Here is a 19,676-nt window from a genome sequence, read left to right as displayed (position 1 = left end):
GGGTTTTACTGCCTGCGGCGCGGAGAGATTGCGCTGACTGGCGCCGCAGGCTTTATCAACAATGGCTCAAACCTATCGCCGCCGACCATGCGCCACTCCATTAACGGGATTGCAAAGGGACAAGTCCCTTTGCCCGCCGGAGGCAAACCGATTAAAGCCCACATATGCACATCCTCATGGTCAGCCATTTTTTCGAAAGCCACCTTGGCGGGATAGAGCGCGTGGCGGGGCATCTGTCGCGGCAGATGGCGGCGCAGGGGGCGGGTGTGACATGGGCGGCCAGCGCGCAGGATGCGCCGCCTGCGGATATTCCCGCTCTTTCTCTGGCCTGCGCAAACCCCACGGAGAAGCTGACGGGCCTGCCCATGCCGATTCCGGGGCCGGGGGCTATGGCGGCGCTGTGGCGCGCGGTGGGGCGCTCCGATGCGGTGGTGGTGCATGATGCGCTTTATGTGACTTCGATACTGGCGATGGTGATGGCCAAGTTGCGCGGGCGCCGCACCGTGCTGATCCAGCATATTGCGGGCATTCCCTTTGCCTCGCGCGTGATGCGGGGGGTGATGGCGCTGGCCAATGCGGTGGTGACCCGCCCGATGCTGCGCGCGGCGGACCGGGTGGTGTTCATTTCGGACACGGTGCGGCGCGATTTGCTGGGCGATCCGGCGCGGCGCGATTATGCGTTGCTGTTCAACGGAGTGGATGGCGAGGTCTTTTCGCGCCTTGGCGCGGCGGCGCAGGGCCTGCCCGAAGGCAAAAGGCGGGTGCTGTTCGTGGGCCGCTTTGTGGAAAAGAAGGGCCTCTCGATCCTGCGCGCGGTGGCGGCGATGCGCCCGGACATCAGCTTTATGCTGGCAGGCGCCGGACCGATCCAGCCATCTTCATGGGGGCTGGCCAATGTCCATGATCTGGGGCCGCAAAGCCCTGCGCAATTGGCCGCGCTTTATCGCAGCGCCGATTGCCTGCTGCTGCCCAGCGTGGGCGAGGGCTATCCGCTGGTGATTCAGGAGGCGATGGCTTGCGGTCTGCCGGTGATCTGCGGTGCGCCCACGCATCTGGCCGACCCGGAGGCGGGGCAATTCCTGCGCGGGGTTGCGGTCGATCTGGGCGATCCTGACGGCAGCGCGGCGCGCATGGCCGCGATGCTGGATGCGCCCGGCCTTACCTTGCCCGAACGCGCGCAAATGGCGGCATGGGCGGCCGAGCGCTATTCATGGGCGGCGATGGCGCGCGCGATCATGAGGCTTATGGCAGGCTGACCACCTTGCACCCGGCATCGGTGAATTCCTGCGTGTGCCATGCGCGGCGACGCTCCGTGGTGCGACCGGGCATCATGTTGAGAGCGCGGCCGATGCCGAAATAGAAGCTGCGCGCGGGCAGGGCCACCGTCTCGCCATGGGCGCAAAGGCGCGGGGCCATCTCTTCCAGATCGTCATAGCCATATTCGATCAGCCGCAGCGGGCGGTTTGACAGATCGGGCCGGTTGATCCCCAGATCGAGCGCGAGCGGCGCGTCATAATTGCCGATGATGATGTAATCGGCATGGACCGCGTCGATCTTCGCGCTGGCATCGGCAAAGGCGCCATAAAGGCGATGGGCAAACCAGCCCTGCATCGGGATCAGCACCAGCAGCGTCAGCGCCGACAGGGCCACCAACCCCCCGCGCAGCCGGTCACGCCACGCCGTCCCCAGACTTTGCCAGCCCAGCGCGCCCAGCAGCGCCACATTGCCCAGCATGGGGTGCAGATAGCGATAGCCAAAGCCATGGCCCTGATAGGGCAGGATCAGCCCCATCACCGCGACCACGATCACCGCCCCGCCCAGCAGCGCCAGCACCCGCCCGTCGCGCCGCCCAGCCCATGCGCCGATAGCCGCCAGCACCCAGAGCGCGGGATGTGTCCAAGCCGCCATGCGCAGCAGATTGGCCGCCATCAGCGTGCCATTGTCGCTGTTCTGCGCCAGCGTTTCCATCAGGCGCGAAACATAATCGCTGCCGGCCTCGACCAGCACCGAATCCGGCCCGCGCACCGCATCGAGCGTAATATGCGGCCACCACAGCCAGAACAGGCCCGCCGCCAGATAGCCCCCGACAAACAGTGCAAGCCGCCCCCAGCGCCGCTCCCACAGCAGGAGCGCCAGCCATGGCGCCACGAACATCGGATGAAACAGCGGTTGGTGCAGCCCCGTGGCGACAAAGCCCACCGCCAGCGCCGCCAGATCACAGCGCCGCGTGTCGCGCAGGAACAGCCACAGCCAGACCAGATTGAAGGCCAGATGGGCGGGCATGGCAAAGCGGCTCATGGCCGAAAACAGCACCTGACCCGAAAGCAGGAACAGCGCCATCATGACCGCCAGCGCGTCCTGATCCGGCCCCAGCAACCGTCGCCCCACGCGCCAGAGCGCCAGCACCGAGACCGCCATCAACAGCGGCGTCTTGATCGGGCCCAGCAGCGCCTCCAGCATCGCATTGCCCGGCAGATAGGTCGAAACCCATGCCGCAGGCCGCGCCAGCGGCATCATGAACAAAGTGTTGAGCGCGGGGATATCGCCCCGCCATTCCACCGGCACCGGCCATGCCAGTCGCCCCGCGCGATAGATCGCAGCATCGAAACTGACCATCTGCTCATCGCGGCTCAGGTCATAGCCCGACAGCACCATATAATGCCCCGCCGCCGCCGTCAGCGCGGCCAGCGCCGCCAATGCCCAGACCCCGCGCGCGCCGATCCGCCACGGCTTTGCGATCGGCCCGCGCCACACTGCCAGTCCCGCCCCGGCCCATGCCCAGAGCATCGCCAGCAGCAGCCATTGATCCTGCAGCTTGCGATAGAACACGGTGATTTCGGGATGCGCGGGCGGCGCGGCCAGCCACAGGCCCGCCACCACCAGCGCCCACCCAACCATCAACACCGGCAGCCATCGGCCCCCCGGCGCGGCATCATTCCCCATCCGACCCGCCCTATATTACCCAACCGACCCCATCCTGCCCCAGCGCGGGGCAAATGGCCAGCGGTCGCTTGCGGCGGCGGAATTAGGCATATTTGCGTGGGTCCAAGGGGCTGCTTAACGAAATGTTTCCCATTTTCCTTCACCCCGAAAGAGGACGGAAATTGGGGAATCAGATGGTTTTGGGCGGCCTTGAAACGGGTGGGACTGGCAAGGGCGCGATGGTCGATGTGGCGATCATCGGCGCAGGTCCGGCCGGGCTGACCTCTGCCTATCTGCTCACCAAGGCGGGGTTTCGCGTGGCGGTCATCGAAAAGGATGAGCGCTATGTCGGCGGCATTTCGCGCACGGTCGAGCATGAAGGCTATCGCTTCGACATCGGCGGCCACCGGTTCTTTTCGAAATCGCAGGCGGTGGTCGATCTGTGGAACGAGATCCTGCCTGATGACTTTATCCAGCGCCCGCGCATGAGCCGGATCTATTACGAGGGCAAATTCTACTCCTATCCGCTGCGCGCGTTTGAGGCTTTGCGCAATCTGGGCCTCTGGCGCAGCGCGGCCTGCATGGCCAGCTTCGCGCGGGCGCAGGTGTTTCCGCGCAAGAGTGTCAAATCCTTTGAGGACTGGACCGTCAACCAGTTCGGGCAGAAGCTGTTCTCGATCTTCTTCAAGACCTATACCGAAAAGGTCTGGGGCATGCCCTGCGACGAGATGAGCGCGGATTGGGCGGCCCAGCGGATCAAGGGGCTGTCGCTCTGGGGGGCGGTGGTCGATGGGCTGAAGCGCAGCCTTGGCCTGAACCGGCGCCCCAATGACGGGATGGCGACCAAGACGCTGCTGGAAAGCTTCCGCTATCCCCGCCTTGGGCCGGGCATGATGTGGGAGGCCGCGCGCGACCATGTGATCGCCAGCGGGAACGGGCAGGTGTTGATGGGGCATAGCCTCAAACAGCTTTCGCAAGGCGCCGACGGGCGATGGCGCGTTTCGGCCGGCCACGGCGAGGGCGAAACGGTGATCCATGCCGCCCATGTCATTTCTAGCGCGCCGATGCGCGAACTGGCCGGGCGCATCCATCCTCTGCCTGTCAGCCTGCCTGAGGCAATGGAGCTGAAATATCGCGACTTCCTGACCGTGGCGCTGAAGATCCGGTCGGACGATCTGTTTCCGGACAACTGGATCTATATCCATGATTCCAAGGTTCAGGTCGGTCGCATCCAGAATTTCCGCAGCTGGTCGCCAGAAATGGTGCCCGATGCCGGGGTGGCCTGCGTGGGCCTGGAATATTTCTGTTTTGAAGGCGATGGCCTGTGGTCGCAAAGCGATGAGGATCTGATCGCCCTTGCCACGCGCGAAATGGAGATCCTTGGCCTTGTCCGCGCGGATCAGGTGATCGGCGGCGCGGTCGTGCGTCAGGAAAAGGCCTATCCGGTCTATGACGAGACTTATGCCGAGCATGTGTCCGCCATGCGCGCTGATCTTGAGGCGCGCTTCCCCACGCTGCATATGGTGGGGCGCAACGGCATGCACAGATACAACAATCAGGATCACGCGATGATGACCGCGATGCTGACAGTGGAAAATATCAAGGCGGGCGCGCGGGTCTATGACATCTGGCGCGTGAATGAGGATGCCGAATATCACGAAGCGGGCGATGAAGGCGCGCAGACCAGCGTGGCCCCGACCCCCGATCAGGCCGCCGCGCTGGCCTCGGTCCGCGATGTGCCGCAAAGGCTGGCCGATGACAGGCAACGTGCGGCCTGATGCGTGACCTGATTCCTGTCCTCTTGGGGGCGCGGGCGCTGCGCTATCTGGGGGTCAGCGTGGTGGCGCTGGGGGCGGATATGGGCAGTTTTATGCTGCTGCTGCATCTTGGCGTGATGGCGGCTCCAGCCTCGGCGCTGGCCTATGGGCTGGGGGTGGCGGTGCATTGGTGCCTTTGCGCGCGGGCGGTGTTTGCGGTGGCGGATGGCCCGGCGCGCTGGGTGCAAAAGCTGCTTTTTGTGGGCTCGGCGCTGGTCGGGCTGGGCTTGACGGTGGGGATTGTCGGGATCGGCGCAAGGGCCGGGTTCGATCCGCGCCTCGCCAAAATCGTGGCGGTGGGCGTCAGTTTTATCGCCACATGGCTGCTGCGTTCGCTGGTGATCTTCAAACCCCGGTTGGCGGCGGCATGAGGGGCGATATTCGCGATTTCCTGAAACGGGCGGCGCTGGCCTACGGGCTGGTGGTTTTGCTGCTGCTGCTGACCAATGCAGGGGCAATTGCGGCGGGGCGTTTCCCCGATCCTGACGATGCGTTGCGGCTGGTCGAATTGCGCGATTGGCTGGGCGGACAAGGCTGGTTTGACGTTACCCAGCACCGGATCGACCCGGCCCATGGCGGGGTGGCGATGCATTGGTCGCGCCTTGTCGATGTGCCGCTGGCGATGGTGGTGCTGGCCTTGCGACCCCTGCTGGGCGGGGTGGGCGCGGAAATGGCGGCGCTTTTGATCGTGCCGATGGTGACTTTGGCTGTGGTGCTGGTGCTGGTGGCGCGGGTGGCGTGGGAAAGGCTGGGGGCGGAAGCCGCGACGCTCTCTTGCCTGACGCTGGCCATGTCGGTGCCGGTGGTGACGCAGATCAGGCCCATGCGGATCGACCATCATGGCTGGCAGGTGGCCGCCGCGATGCTGGCGCTGCAAGGGCTGATGACGCGCCATGCGCGGATCGGCGGATGGATTTCGGGCGCGGCGCTGGCCATCGGCCTGTCGATCAGCCTTGAGGGATTGCCGCTGACGGTGGTGTTTGGCGCGCTGGGCGCGTGGCGCTGGCTGCGCGCTGGCGAGACGAAATATTGGCTGGCGCATTTCGCCACCGGGCTGGCGGGCGCGTCGCTGGCTTGCTTCGCGGTCACGCGCTGGGGCGACTGGGCGCAGCATTGCGATGCGATTGCGCCGGTGCATCTGGCCATGTTCGTCTGGGCTGCGGTGGTTTTGCGTGTGTGGCGCGGCCCGGCGCTGATGGGCTTTGCCGTCACGGGCGCGGGCGCTTTGGCGCTCTATTTCGGCCTTGCCCCGCAATGCCGGGGGGGCAGTTTCAACATGCTCGACCCGCTGGTCCAGCGCCTGTGGTATCAGCAGGTGGCCGAGGGGCTGCCGGTATGGCGGCAGGATTGGGCGACCGCTTTACAGACCGTGGTGCCGCCGCTCTTCGCGCTTTTCGCCTGCGTGCAACTGATCCGGCGCAGCGCGGGCGAGGAGCGCGTATGGTGGCAGGAATATACGCTGCTCCTTGGCGGGGCGCTGGGCGTGGCCTTGCTGGTGACGCGGGCCGGGGCTGTGGCGGGGGCCTTTGCGGCGGTGCCGCTGGCCTGGCTGGTGGGAGAATGGTTGAGTGCGGCGCGGCGGGGGCGGCCGATCGCGGTTTTGGGGATTGTCGCGGCCATGGTGCCATCCGCGCCGATCACGGTCTGGGGCATGGTGCCGCATAAGGTGTCAGGCCCTGCGGCTCCATCGGCGCAGCGCGTTTCGGCCTGCGAGGCGCGGCGCCATGCCGCCGTGCTGAACGCCTTGCCGCAGGGGACCATTCTGGCCCCGCTCGACATCGGGCCGGACCTGCTCTTGGGCAGCCGGGACAGCGTGCTGGCCACCGGCCATCATCGCGGCGCGCGCGGGATGCATGATGTGATTGCCGCCTTTGTCGCCGCGCCCGATCAGGCGCGCGGCATCATCCGGGCCAATCATATCGCTTATGTCGCGCTCTGCCCCGATCTGGGCGAGCCGCAGATCTATGCGCGCGAGGCTCCACAGGGGCTGGCGGCGCAATTGCTGGCGGGGCGGGTGCCGTCATGGCTGGTGCCGGCGGCGGCGCGGGGCGATGGCTTGCAGGTCTGGCGGGTTCTCTAGGCCGGGACGAATTTCATCGCCGCACCGTTCATGCAATAGCGCAGCCCCGTGGGGCGCGGCCCATCGTCGAACACATGGCCCAGATGGCCCCCGCATTGCGCGCAATGGACCTCGGTGCGGGCATAGCCCAGTTCGTGATCGGTGCTGGTGCCCACCGCGCCGTCGAGCGGTTTCCAGAAACTGGGCCAGCCTGTGCCCGAATCGAATTTGGTGAAGGAGGCGAAGAGCGGGTGATTGTCCGCCGCGCAGACGAAGGTGCCCTTGCGATGCTCTTTCAGCAGCGGCGAAGTGAAGGGATATTCGGTCTGTTTGCCGCGCAGCACATTATATTGCTGGGGCGTCAGCCGCTTGCGCCATTCGGCATCGGGCAGGGTCAGCGGAAAAGCAGCCCATGCGCGCGCGGGCATCAGCGCGGCGGCGGCAAGGCCGATCATCAGTTGGCGGCGGGTGGGGCGCATGGCATTTCTCCCTTTGCTTCTTATACGTGGTGGAAAGCGAGAAAGTTTCAAGCGCTCACTTTTTTCCGCGCAAGGCCGCGATCAGGCCTCGCTTTTGCCCCGTCCCCTGCGGCCCGCTTTTCATCACCCGCTTGCGGAACAGCGCCGCACCGCCGCGCACAAAGATCGCCACCCACAAAGCCTGCCAGCCCAAGGCCGCCAGATGCAGCCACAGCCCCTCCTGCATCGCCGCGCGCGCCAGCATGGCAAAGGGCGAGGAGAAGGGCACCACCATCGCCGCGATCTCGATCCCCGATCCGGGGCGCGCCATCGCATAGGAGGCAAAGAAGAACACCATCAACTGCCCCATCGTGACGGGCATGTTCAGCGTCTGGATCTCGCGCACTGAATTGGCCATCGAGCCGATGGCCAGAAAGATCGAGCCCAGCACCAGATAGGCCATGGCGAAATAGGCCACCCCCAGCGCGATGAACAAAGGCCAGCCCAGAGCAGGCGTCACCAGCTCGGGAATATGCACCCAGCCCAGCATCGAGAGCGCCGCCCCCGACACCGCCCAGACGCCGATCCCGACAAAGCTGATCGCCAGCATGGCGAAGAGCTTGCCGAAAAACACCGATTCCATCGGGATGGCGGCGGCCAGTATCTCGATGACCTTGTTGCCCTTTTCCTCCATCAGATTGGACAGCACCATGCCCGCCAGCAGCATGGTCAAAAGGAACAGCAAGGTCTGCCCGCCCTGCGCGGTCAGTACGCGATTATGCGCCTGCGCGGCGGTGGAGGTGGCCGTGGGGGCCAGCGCCACATCGGGCAGCACATCCGGCCCATGGCCCGTGGCGCGCGCCGCGATCAGGGCCACCGGCCCCTGCCATGCGGCCAGACGCCCCGGCGTACCGGTCAGCACCGGCGCCTTGGCCGTGCCGGAGATGATGGCCGAGAGATTCCCGCCATTGATGCTCTTATCCGCCAGCGCCCCGCGTGGATCGGCTTTTTCGCCCGGGCGCAGCCGCGCCACCACCACCAGATCGGGCAGATCATCGCGCAGCGCCGGTTCAAGCGCATGGCGCGCGGTCAGCATCGCATCAATATCCTCGCCCGCCATCATCAGGCCGATTTGCGGCGTATCGACGGCATTTTCTACATGGGCTCCGATGCTGCCCGCCATGGCCCCCACAAACAACGGGAATAAAGGCCCCAGCAGAAAGAAGATGAAGCTGCGGCTCCACAGGATGGCGACGAAATCACGGCGGGCGACGACGAAGGCGCCCGCAAGGGTGGAAAGGCGACCCTGATGGCGGGGGGGATGCATCATGCCGCTTCCTCTTCGCTCGATTGGCCAAGGGCGCGGGCGGCGGCCTCTCCGGCAATGGCGACGAAGGCGTCGTGGAGCCCTGCGCGCTCGATGGAGAGCGAGAGAATGCCCGCCTCACCCTCGATAAGCGCGCGCAGCAAGGGCTCGACCCCGCTGTCGGGCAGGGGGAAGGACCACAAGGCGCCCCGGTCGGCCTTATGGTCCGGGCGCGCATCGGGCGGCAAGGCGGCGCGCCACGGCCCTTGCGTCTGGCGGGTTTCAAGGCGCACCTGTGCCGGGATGCGGTCGCGCGCCACGTCCACCGGTCCAGCGAAAGGCACCCGGCCCCCGGCGATGATCGCCACTTCGTCGCATAATCTTTCGGCATGGGCGATGACATGGGTGGAAAAGATCACCGTCGTCCCACCCGCGGCCAGCGCGCGGATCATCTTTTCCAGCTTGCCCTGATTGAGCGCGTCGAGGCCGGAGAAAGGTTCGTCAAAGATCACCAGATCGGGATTATGAACCAGCGTGCCAAGGATCTGCACCTGTTGCGCCATGCCTTTGGAAAGCTGGCGGATCTGGCGGTCGATGGCATAGGACAGGCCGTGCTCTTCCATCATCGCCTTGCCCCGCCTGCGCCCCTCGGCCAGAGGCAGGCCGCGCAGCGCGCCCATGAAGGCGATCGCCTCATAGGTCTTCATCGTGGGGTAAAGCCCGCGCTCCTCGGGCAGGTATCCGATGCGATGGGCCACATCATGCGGCCGGTCGGCCCCCAGAATGCGGCGCATCCCCGAATCGGGGTCGATGATGCCTTGCAACATGCGCAAGGTCGTGGTCTTGCCCGCGCCATTGGGGCCAAGGATACCGTAAATCGCCCCTTGCGGCACGGACAGATCGACGCCATCGACGGCGGTGAACCCGTCAAATCGTTTGACGAGGCCGCGTGCCTCAATGGCCCAATCATTGCTCAGCACTTGCGGTTCCCCTAAGCCTCCGGGTCATGCCCGTAACAGGATCTAGCCTTCCCTTGATTAACAATGCCATCCCCTCTCTGCAAAAAGCCTTGAGCCAAGAAGCGGCGCGTCTGGGCTTTGCCGCGTTTGGCGTGGCGGCGGCGCAGGAGGATGCAACCCGCGCGGCCCGCCTCGAACAATGGCTGGAGGCCGGGGCCTATGGCCAGATGGGCTGGATGGCGGACCGACTGCACCACCGCCGATCCCCGCAAGGATTGTGGCCCGAGGCGCAAAGCGTGATCGCGCTGGGCATGAGCTATGCGCCTGCCCATGATCCGCTCGCGCTGGCCGAACATAGGGATCGGGCGCGGATTTCGGTCTATTCGCAAGGGACCGATTATCACGATGTGGTCAAAAAGGCGCTCAAGGCGCTGGCCCGCTGGCTGGTCGATGCGGCGGCCAAGGCAGGATTGGGCGAGATCGGGGTCAAGGTCTTTGTCGATACCGCCCCGGTGATGGAAAAACCGCTGGCCGCCGCCGCAGGGCTGGGGTGGCAGGGCAAGCACACCAATGTGGTCAGCCGCGAGCATGGTTCATGGCTGTTCCTCGGCGCGATCTATACCACGCTGACCTTTGAGCCGGACAAGCAGGGGCGCGACCGCTGCGGATCATGCCATGCCTGTCAGGATGCCTGCCCCACCGCGGCCTTTCCCGCGCCCTATCAACTGGATGCACGGCGCTGCGTGTCTTATCTGACCATCGAGCATAAAGGGCCGATCCCGGAGCAATTCCGTGCGGCGCTGGGCAATCGCATCTATGGCTGCGACGATTGCCTCGCCGTCTGCCCGTGGAACAAATTTGCCGATGCCGCCGCGCGCCACCGTGCCTTCCTGCCCCGCGCCGAACTGGTCGCGCCGCGCATCGGCGAACTGCTCGCGCTCGATGATGCCGGGTTTCGGCTGCTCTTCTCCGGCTCGCCGATCAAACGGATCGGACGCAATCGCTTCGTCCGCAACTGTCTCTATGCGGCAGGGAACAGCGGGGATGCGGCGCTGATCGGGGCGGTCGAGGCTTTGCTGGGCGATGAGGATGAGGCGGTGGCCGAGGCGGCGGTGTGGGCTTTGGAGAGGTTGAGGTAGAGTTTTGAGGGCTTATGCCTCCGGCGGGCAAAGGGCGGGGGCCCTTTGCAATCCCGTTAATGGGGGTGTGGTTGGCGGCGTTGATAAAAATAAAGCCTGCGGCGCGGCGAAGGCATTCCTGTCCGCGCCGCAGGCTTTGAAATCTCAAATGGCGAGTTCGACACCAAACACCGAACCCCTTGCGCAACGCAGACAGTAATGGGAGCGCGAGGGTCTAGACCCTCGCATCACCCCTTTTCTTAAAACCTCACCGCATCAACAACCCGCGCGCCTGCCCGGCAATCTGCGCCAAGAGGGCGGGGCTGGTGGGCACCACCTTGCGTGCCCGGTCGATCATGCCGCAAAAACGCGCCACGCCTTCGGTCTGCGCGACCAGCCAGCCATTGACCGCTTCCTGGGGATCACCGCCATTCCAGCGGCGCAGCGCGTCGAGCCGCATCTGCTGGAAATCGCGCGCGAGGCCTCCCACCAGCAGACGTTCCCACGGATCGGAGGACGAGAGGCGCGCGGCGGTGGCCTGCGCCCAGTCGAGGCCGAGCGCCGCGCCAAGGCTGGTAAAGGCCCGGGCCAGCGAGACGGCTTCCAGCCCGGCGCCATGGGCCAGCGCGGCAATGCCCACCGCGCCGTCAAGGTCGAACAGGCGCACGACGCTGCTCAATTCGGCCTCATTGGCCCCCGCCACCGAAAGTTCGGCGCGCAGGCGGGCCGAACCGCTGCGCGCCTCGGACACCAGCAGTCCGTCGAGCGCATTGGCCATTTCCTCCAACGCCGGGGCCAGCGCATGGGCCAGCACCGAGGGGAATTCCTGCGCCGCGCCCGCGCGCAGCAGGTCGGCCATATGCCCGCGCAATGCATGGGCCGCGCGTTCGAACAGCAGGATGCGCGCGGGTTCCTCCATTTGCCCGCTTTCGATATCGTTCCACACCGGCCCCATGGCAAACAGCCTTTCGGCGGCAAGGAAAGCGGCGGCCACATCGGCAAGGCTCACGCCTTCCTCTTCGGCCAGTTCGAAGGGGTGGATAAAGCCCATCCTGTTGACCAGCCGGTTGGCGATCCGCGTGGCCAGAATTTCCCGGCGCAGGCGGTGGTTCAGGATGTCCTCGCGGTATGTCTCGCGCATGGCGGGCGGGAAGGCGGCCATCAGATCCTCCTCCAGCCCCGGATCGTCCAGCACGCCCGAGCGTTCCAGCGCATCCTGAAGCACCAGCTTGGCGCTGGAGAGCAGCACGGCCAGTTCGGGGCGGGTAAAGCCATCACCATCCTCGGCTCGGCGGTGGAATGTGTCAGCGTCCGCCAGTCCCTCGGTGCGGCGGTCCAGATGGCCGCCATCCTCCAGCACCTCGATCAGCCGGACATAGCCCGGCACCGCGGCGGCCCCGCCGCTTTCGGCGATCGAGAGGCCCAGCGCCTGCAAGCGGTTATCCTCCAGCACGAGGGCCGCCACATCGTCGGTCATCGAGGAGAGCAGGGCCACGCGGCCATCCTCGTCCAGCCGGCCCGCGCGCTTGGCGCTGGCCAGCGCGATCTTGATGTTGACCTCCTTGTCCGAGCAATCGACGCCCGCCGAATTGTCGATGAAGTCCGGGTTGTCGCGTCCGCCAACACCCTGCGCGCCATGCAGGCCATAGTCGATGCGTCCCGCCTGGGTGCAGCCCAGATTGCCGCCCTCGCCGATCACGCGGGCGCGCACATCCGCGCCGTTCACCCGGATCGCATCATTGGCCGGATCGCCCACATCGGCATGGGCCTCATGCGGGGCCTTTACATAGGTGCCGATGCCGCCAAACCAGAGCAGATCGACCGGCGCCTTGAGAATCGCGGTCATCAGGCTGTCGGGGTCGATGCTCTCGCCCTCGATGCCTAAGGCCTCGCAGATTTCGGGGGAAAGGGGGATCGACTTCTGGGTGCGTGGGAAAACCCCGCCGCCTTGCGAAATCAGACTCTTGTCATAATCGTCCCAGCTCGACCGGGGCAGGGCGAAGAGGCGATTGCGCTCCTCCCACGATTTTTCCGCATCGGGCGCGGGGTCGATAAAGATATGCCGGTGGTCAAAGGCCGCCACCAGCCGGATCGAGCGCGACAACAGCATCCCGTTGCCGAACACATCGCCCGACATATCGCCCACGCCCACCACGCGGACGGGGTCGGTCTGCACATCCACGCCCATTTCGCGGAAATGGCGCTGGACCGAAATCCATGCCCCGCGCGCGGTGATGCCCATTGCCTTGTGGTCATAGCCCTTGGACCCGCCGCTGGCGAAGGCATCGTCCAGCCAGAAGTCTTTTTCCGCCGCCAGCGCGTTGGCCGTGTCGGAGAAGGTCGCGGTGCCCTTGTCGGCGGCGACCACGAAATAGGGGTCCTCGCCGTCGCGCACCACCATGCCCGCCGGATGCACCACCGCGCCATCGACGATATTGTCGGTGAGCGAGAGCAGGGTGCGGATGAAGAGCTTGTAGCTTTCGCGCCCTTCATTGGCCCATGCATCGCGGTTTTGCGCCGGATCGGGCAATTGCTTGGGATAGAAACCGCCTTTGGCCCCGGTGGGCACGATCACGGCGTTCTTCACCCGCTGCGCCTTCATCAGGCCCAGCACCTCGGTGCGGAAATCGTCGCGCCGGTCGGACCAGCGCAGGCCCCCGCGCGCCACCGGCCCGGCGCGCAGGTGGATGCCCTCGACGCGCGGTGAATAGACGAAGATCTCGCGCCACGGCACAGGCTTGGGCAGGCCCGGCACCAGTTCGGAATCGAATTTGAAGGCCAGCGCCTCGCGTCCCGCATCGACAAAGGCATTGGTGCGCAGGCACGCATGGACCACCGCACGGAACGCGCGCAGCAGGCGGTCCTGATTGATCGCCGTCACGCCCGCCAGACCGTCGCGGATCGATTCTTCGGCCAGCGCTTCGGCCTTGTCGCGGTTCTCGATGCCCGGCTGATGTCGCGCGCGCAGCAGATCGACCAAGCCCAGCGTGACCATCGGCGCGCCCAGCAGCGCGTCAACCGCGGTGTCTATGCCATAGGACAGGCCGGTTTGCCGCAGATAGCGATAGAAGGCGCGCAGCCAGTTGGCTTCGCGCGCGGACAGGCCCACGCCCACGATCAGCCGGTTGAACCCGTCATTCTCGCCCGCGCCATGCAGCATGGCGGTTAACGCATCCTCGATGATCGGCGCATGGCCCAGCACTTCGCCCAGCGATTGGCCGCCGCGCAGCGTCAGCACGAAATCGTGGATCGAGCCCAGCGAACCATCGCCCGATCCCAGTGCGGTGGGGATCGTGTCGATCACGCGGAAGCCGAAATTTTCCAGCGCGGGCACGACATCGGACAGGACCAGCGAACCGTGACGCTGATAGAGCTTGAGGCGCAATTGCCCTTCCTCGTCGCCCGGCAGGCGATAGAGGCGCACGCCGCGCTGATGGGCCTCGTCATCGGGGGCGGCGGCGATCCGGCGCAGATGGGCGATGTCCTGCGCGGCCTCGGCGGCGCCATAGGTGTTGCGATAGGCGATGGGGAATGCCCCCGCATAGCGCGCGGCGATCGCGGCGGCGCGGCCCGGTTCCTCGGTGCGGGCGATCTCGGCCTCGACCGCATCGCCCCATCCGCGCAGCATCGCGCGAAGGCGCGCGTCCAATGCCGCCTCATCGGGTTCGGGGCAGGCCTCGTGGCTCTCGTCCACCGAGAGCGTAAAGCGCAACTGGGCCAGATTCGATCCCTCGACCTCAAGGCTCCAGTCGATCACGTGGCCCTGCGTGGCCTCGCTCAGCATCTGGGCGATTTCGTGGCGGACCTCGGTGGCCACCGCATCGCGCGGCAGCCAGACGAAGGCATGGATGTGCCTTTCGAGCGGCGCGCAGACCAGTGCGATGCGCGGGCGCGGCCGGTCGATCAGGCTCATCAGCGCCAGCGCCACGCGTTCCATATCCGCATCGCCAAAGGCGATCAGCAGGTCATGGGGCAGGCTGGTCATCGCATGGGTCAGCACCTTGCCCGCATGGCCATTGGAGCTGAACTCGTGCTTTTCCAGCAGCGCGGAGAGTTGCGCGCGCATCAGCGGTACCTGCCCCGGCGCGGTCGCCAGCGCGGCGCTGGTCCACACGCCGGCATGGACCGAAAGCGCGGCCAGTTTGCCATTCTCTATCACCGGCAGAATGAACAGGTCGAGCGGCACCCGACGATGCACATGAGCGATCCGGTTCGATTTGACGATCAGCGGCAGGCGCCCCGCCCCGCCCCGCGCCAGAAACTGATCGAACCAGGCAAAACAGCGATCATAGGCGGGCGAGGAGAGCAATTCCCATGTGCTCTTGCGGCAAATGCCCAACGCGCCGGTCTGCGTGCCGTCGCGCCGCCGGATCACATGGCCCAGTTGCGTCAGCATCCCATCGTTGAACCAGCGCAGCAGGGCCGCGCCCTCGTTCCGATCCATCGCGTTCAATGTGGCGGCATCATCGACCATCGCGCGCTGAATCGCGCCCCAGTCGCCCACCGCCGCGCGGACATCGCCCAGCGTCACGCCCAATGCTGCCGAAATGGCCGAGCGCGTGCGCGCGTCCGCCCGCGCAGTTTCCAGATAGATCATCGATTCGCGCGGAATGCCCGGGCCGTGATCCTCGGGGATCTCGCTGATCTCGCCCCGCCCGTCACGCAGCACCGGCACCACCGGATGCAGCAGGCGGTCGATCACCAGCCCATGGGCCGAGATCGTCGTGGCGATCGAATCGACGAGAAACGGCATGTCCTCGTTAACGATGGCGATGCGCATAAAGCGTCCGCCGCCCTCGCGCCCGACATTTTCGATGGAGAGCGCGGTACGCGCCCTTTCGCGCCGCCCCCCGGCAGAGAGCAGGAAACGCGCCGCCGCGATCAGGCCATCGGCGTCCAGATCGCCGTCGCCGGGCAATTGCGCCTCGGCCAGATGGCGGGCCAGCGCGGCCTCGCGCGGGTCGATAGCAGAGGTTTGTGAAAGGGATTCGGGCTTACGAACAGTTTTGGTCATTGTCGGACACACTCTCCCCCCGTAGCCGGGGATGCGGCCGGGGCAGGGGGGGATTCCCGGCTGCCCGGGCCTGTATTATACGACTAGGTCTTGTTTCGCCCCTTCTGGTCTAGCCATCAGAGGTTACGCATTTGTGTTATTTTATTACCGTAATGCCGCCAAGACAGGATCGCACTTATACACTTTATTTTCCTGCCGTTTGGGGTGGGGTTTGCGGGCCGATCTGCGCCAGATAGGCTTTTGCGCGTGCGGCGCTGTCCGAATCGGGGCTGGTCTTGACCACCGACTCCCAGCTTTTGCGCGCCGCATCCTCGCGGCCGGAGAGCATGGCGATCACGCCCGCCTCGAGCCCGATTTCGCCGTCGCGCGGCTCGATCCGCGCGGCATTCTCGATCTGGACCTGCGCCTCGGGTAATTTGTTCATCCGGCGCGAGAGCGTGGCCGAAAGCAGCCAGACCTGCGCATCATCGGGCAGGGCGGCGCGGGCATCGGCCAGCACCGGCTCGGCCTCGACCGCGCGGTTCAGCGCGACCAGCGCGCGGGCGCGGTCCACCATAATGCCGCCCGCCAGCACCGGCTTGTTCACCGCGCGCGCATCGGCCAGCGCCGCATCAAGCAGCGGCAGCGCATCATCGGCCACCCCCTGCGCCAGCGCGGCATTGCCCGCCATGGCGCCCGCCTGCGCGCGCCAGAGCTGATCGGTGGTCGCCTCGCGCGCGGCGACAAAGGCGGCGCGGGCCGAACTCCATTGCTCCTGCCGGGCCAGCGCGCTGCCCAGGCAGACATTGGCCTGCGCGCGGGCGATCTCATGCTCCTTGGCCGCGTCCTTGACCCATTGGCGCGCATCGGCCAGACCGCCGACCGGATCGCTTTCGGCCGCATCCATGCATTTGCGGAAATGGCTGGTCTGCGTGGGCCAGTCGAAAACAATGCCGCGCGGGCGGGGCGCTGCGGGCTTGGGCCGGTCGATCTGGGGCAGGTTCAGCCCGGCCACGCCCTGACCATTGAGAGCGGCGGCCTGAGCGACGAGGGGGATCAGGAAAACGAGAGCCATGGGCGATCAATCTGCAAAAGAAGCAAGGGTGCGCAGCAGCAGGGCGATGTCCTCATCCCGGCTGAGACGATGATCGCCGCCTTTGACAAGCGTTAGCTGAACATCGCCCGAACGCAGCGCCTCCAGCAGGCGATGGCCGATGGCGGGCGGGACATCGGCATCCTCGATCCCGTGCAGCAGACGGACCGGGGCGTCGATGGGGATGGGGGCGTCGAGCTGCAACTGCGATTGGCCATCGGCCCAGAAGGCGGCGTGGGTCGGCGTGGGTTCGGGGCCATAGGGGTTGGGTTCCAGGATGGTTTGCCCTGCGGTGAGCTCCGCCTTTTGCGCCTCGCTATAGCCCCATGCTGTGAAATCGGGCGCGGCGGCAATGCCCACCAATCCGGCGATGCGGTCCGGAATTGCGCGGGCAATCAGCAGCATCAGCCATCCGCCCATGCTGGACCCGACCAACACGACAGGCCCCGCGATATGGGCCGCGATGATCGAGAGCACTTCATCGCGCCAGCGAGAGAGTGTGCCATCGGCAAAATCTCCCGGTGATTGCCCGCATCCCGAATAGTCCACCAACAGACAAGCCCGCCCGTTTGTTGCCGCCCAGTCGAACACGGCGCTGGCCTTGCTCCCGGCCATATCGGACATATAGCCCGGCAGGAAGACGATGGTCGGCCCCGTTCCGGGCGTGTGGCGATAGGCGATGGCACGGCCGTCGGGCATCACATGGGTCTGGATCATGGCGCATCAGATGGGCCTGTTTTTCCCGCGGCACAAGCCATGCGCCTTTGCTGTTGAGCCTTGGCCGCGCGGGCGCTAAGGGCTTGGCCCATGTCCACCATGCTCAAGATCACCCTTCCCGATGGCTCTGTGCGCGAGATGGCGCCGGGCTCGACCCCCTATGATGTGGCCGCCGCGATCGGTCCTGGCCTGGCCAAGGCCGCGATTGCGGCGCGCATCGATGGCGAACTGGTCGATCTCACCCGAACTTTCACGGGCGATGCGGCGCTGGCGCTGGTGACGGGCAAGGATGAAAAGGACGCGCTGGAACTGGCGCGCCACGATTTCGCCCACGTTCTGGCCGAAGCGGTGCAGGCGCTGTTTCCCGGCACGCAGATCACGTTTGGTCCCTCGACCGATGATGGCTTCTATTATGATTTCGCGCCCGCCGTTGTGGATGGCAAGGCGCGTCCCTTTACCGATGAAGACCTGCCGCTGATCGAGGCGGAGATGCGCAAGATCATCGCCGCCAACAAGGTGCTGCGCCGCGAGGTGTGGAGCCGCGAGCAATTGATCAGCCGCTGGAAGCAGCAAGGCGAGAGCTTCAAGGCCGAATGGGCCGCCGAATTGCCCGAGGATGAGGAACTGACTGTTTACTGGTCGGGCGACGACTGGCTGGACATGTGCAAGGGGCCGCATCTGCCCAGCACCGGCAAGCTGGACCCGGCGGCCTTCAAGCTGACCCGCGTGTCGGGCGCCTATTGGCGCGGCGATCAGAAGAACGCGATGCTCAGCCGCATCTATGGCACGGGCTGGCTCAACAAGAAGCAGCTCGATGCGCATCTGCTGCGCCTTGAGGAAGCGGCCAAGCGCGACCACCGCAAGCTGGGCGCGGAAATGGACCTGTTCCACCTGCAATCCGAAGCGCATGGCAGCGTGTTCTGGCACCCCAAGGGCTATCTCATCTGGCGCGAGCTGGAGGCCTATATGCGCCGAGCCATTGACGGCACGGGCTATCAGGAGGTCAAGACCCCGCAGGTGATGGACGCCAAGCAGTGGGAGCAATCGGGCCACTGGGGCAAGTACCGCGAAAACATGTTCGTCATCCCCGACGAGGCGCCCAACACCGAGGACGATGGCCCCATCGTCTCGAAGGACGCCGACTGGATGGCGCTCAAGCCGATGAATTGCCCGGCGCATGTGCTGATCTTCCGTCAGGGCATCAAGTCGTACCGCGAATTGCCGCTGCGTCTGGCCGAAATGGGCTGCTGCCACCGCAACGAGCCGCATGGCGCGCTGCACGGCATCATGCGCGTGCGCCAGTTCACGCAGGACGATGGCCACATCTTCTGCCGCGAGGACCAGATCGTCGAGGAGGTTCGCGCCTTCTGCGAACTGGCCGACCGCGTGTATAAGGATTTCGGCTTCCGCTATGAAATCAAGCTGGCGCTGCGCCCTGAAAAGCGTTTCGGCAGCGAGGAAATGTGGGATCTGGCTGAGACGGAACTGCGCAATGCGGTGGTCAATGCGGGTCTTGCCACCGAGGAATATGGCTGGGAAGAGCTGCCGGGCGAGGGGGCTTTCTATGCGCCCAAGCTGGAATGGCATCTGACCGACGCCATCGGCCGTACGTGGCAGTGCGGCACGATCCAGTCGGACCGCGTGCTGCCCGAGCGACTCGACGCCGCCTATATTGCCGAGGATGGCGAAAAGCATCGCCCGGTCATGCTGCACCGCGCGATCCTTGGCTCATATGAGCGTTTCATCGGCATCCTGATCGAACATTTCGCGGGCAAGCTGCCGGTGTGGCTGGCCCCGGTGCAGGCGGTGGTGGCCACGATCGTTTCGGACGCCGACGACTATGCGCAGGATGCGGTGGCGCAATTGAAGGCGGCCGGCATCCGCGTGGAAAGCGATCTGCGCAACGAGAAGATCAACTACAAGGTGCGCGAGCATTCCTTGAAAAAGGTGCCTTATCTGTTGGTTGTGGGCAAGCGCGAGGCCGAGGAAGGCACCGTGGCGGTCCGCATCCTTGGCGAGCAGCAGCAGAAGTTCATGCCGCTGGCTGAGGCGATTGCCATGCTGAAGGGCGAGGCGACCCCGCCCGATCTGCGCTGATCGGAAAAAAATTTTTACAGGACACGGGAACGGCGCCTTCGGGCGCCGTTTTTGTTTTTGCGAGTCCATCGCAAAAAACCGCGCGGGGGGACTTGTGTTTTGTGCAGTAAGATATATCTTGACCGCAACATAGCGAT

The 19,676-nt window shown here is 65.6% G+C and carries 13 protein-coding genes; 6 read left to right on the top strand and 7 right to left on the bottom strand.

Going from position 1 to position 19,676, the window contains the following annotated elements:
- The first annotated feature begins 164 nt into the window (after positions 1-164).
- Positions 165-1,256 (top strand): glycosyltransferase family 4 protein, encoded by a 1,092-nt coding sequence (locus tag FHW96_RS19970; protein ID WP_172342339.1) that lies wholly within the window; start codon positions 165-167, stop codon positions 1,254-1,256.
- On the opposite strand, the gene FHW96_RS19965 is transcribed toward FHW96_RS19970, so the two are convergent.
- On the bottom strand, positions 1,243-2,943 hold the full coding sequence (locus tag FHW96_RS19965; protein ID WP_172342338.1) for a hypothetical protein: 1,701 nt from the start codon (positions 2,941-2,943) through the stop codon (positions 1,243-1,245). The two genes, FHW96_RS19970 and FHW96_RS19965, sit on opposite strands and share 14 nt — an antisense overlap.
- A 218-nt stretch (positions 2,944-3,161) precedes the next feature.
- Here FHW96_RS19965 and FHW96_RS19960 point away from each other — a divergent pair, with 218 nt between their 5' ends.
- Genes FHW96_RS19960 through FHW96_RS19950 form a run of 3 tightly spaced genes read left to right on the top strand, consistent with a single transcriptional unit; the run spans position 3,162 to position 6,819 of the window.
- Entirely contained in the window at positions 3,162-4,700 is a 1,539-nt protein-coding gene (locus tag FHW96_RS19960; RefSeq protein WP_172342359.1) for an NAD(P)/FAD-dependent oxidoreductase, read from the top strand.
- Entirely contained in the window at positions 4,700-5,110 is a 411-nt protein-coding gene (locus FHW96_RS19955) for a GtrA family protein (RefSeq protein ID WP_172342337.1), read from the top strand. The genes FHW96_RS19960 and FHW96_RS19955 overlap by 1 nt, the downstream gene beginning before the upstream one ends.
- On the top strand, positions 5,107-6,819 hold the full coding sequence (locus FHW96_RS19950) for a hypothetical protein (protein ID WP_172342336.1): 1,713 nt from the start codon (positions 5,107-5,109) through the stop codon (positions 6,817-6,819). Before FHW96_RS19955 ends, FHW96_RS19950 begins: the two co-directional genes overlap by 4 nt.
- Here the strand turns inward: FHW96_RS19950 and msrB are convergent.
- From msrB to FHW96_RS19935, 3 genes are all read right to left on the bottom strand, one after another.
- On the bottom strand, positions 6,816-7,226 hold the full coding sequence (gene msrB, locus FHW96_RS19945; protein ID WP_253951101.1) for a peptide-methionine (R)-S-oxide reductase MsrB: 411 nt from the start codon (positions 7,224-7,226) through the stop codon (positions 6,816-6,818). The two genes, FHW96_RS19950 and msrB, sit on opposite strands and share 4 nt — an antisense overlap.
- Positions 7,227-7,332: 106 nt before the next feature.
- Positions 7,333-8,586 carry an ABC transporter permease gene (locus tag FHW96_RS19940; protein ID WP_253951094.1) on the bottom strand — a complete coding sequence of 418 codons (1,254 nt, stop codon included), beginning with the start codon at positions 8,584-8,586 and terminating at the stop codon, positions 7,333-7,335.
- Positions 8,583-9,542: an ATP-binding cassette domain-containing protein gene (locus FHW96_RS19935; RefSeq protein ID WP_172342334.1), complete on the bottom strand. Its 960-nt coding sequence runs from the start codon at positions 9,540-9,542 to the stop codon at positions 8,583-8,585. The genes FHW96_RS19940 and FHW96_RS19935 overlap by 4 nt, the downstream gene beginning before the upstream one ends.
- A 53-nt stretch (positions 9,543-9,595) precedes the next feature.
- Here FHW96_RS19935 and queG point away from each other — a divergent pair, with 53 nt between their 5' ends.
- Entirely contained in the window at positions 9,596-10,660 is a 1,065-nt protein-coding gene (gene queG / locus FHW96_RS19930; protein WP_253951093.1) for a tRNA epoxyqueuosine(34) reductase QueG, read from the top strand.
- Between the two features lie 247 nt (positions 10,661-10,907).
- On the opposite strand, the gene FHW96_RS19925 is transcribed toward queG, so the two are convergent.
- From FHW96_RS19925 to FHW96_RS19915, 3 genes are all read right to left on the bottom strand, one after another.
- Positions 10,908-15,653: an NAD-glutamate dehydrogenase domain-containing protein gene (locus tag FHW96_RS19925; RefSeq protein ID WP_172342332.1), complete on the bottom strand. Its 4,746-nt coding sequence runs from the start codon at positions 15,651-15,653 to the stop codon at positions 10,908-10,910.
- A 184-nt stretch (positions 15,654-15,837) separates the two neighbouring features.
- Complete coding sequence (locus FHW96_RS19920; RefSeq protein WP_172342331.1) at positions 15,838-16,707, bottom strand: tetratricopeptide repeat protein; 870 nt, start codon at positions 16,705-16,707, stop codon at positions 15,838-15,840.
- A 6-nt stretch (positions 16,708-16,713) separates the two neighbouring features.
- Positions 16,714-17,442, bottom strand: a complete 729-nt coding sequence (locus tag FHW96_RS19915; RefSeq protein ID WP_172342330.1) for an alpha/beta fold hydrolase — start codon at positions 17,440-17,442, stop codon at positions 16,714-16,716.
- A gap of 90 nt (positions 17,443-17,532) precedes the next feature.
- On the opposite strand from FHW96_RS19915, the gene thrS reads away from it, so the two are divergent.
- The gene (gene thrS / locus FHW96_RS19910; RefSeq protein ID WP_172342329.1) at positions 17,533-19,539 is read left to right on the top strand and encodes a threonine--tRNA ligase; all 2,007 of its coding nucleotides are present in this window, start codon (positions 17,533-17,535) and stop codon (positions 19,537-19,539) included.
- The last annotated feature ends 137 nt before the right edge of the window (positions 19,540-19,676 follow it).

The organism is Novosphingobium sp. SG751A, from assembly GCF_013149295.1.
In the GTDB taxonomy this organism is placed as follows: Bacteria; Pseudomonadota; Alphaproteobacteria; order Sphingomonadales; family Sphingomonadaceae; genus Novosphingobium.
This window is presented reverse-complemented; position numbering and strand designations above follow the sequence as displayed.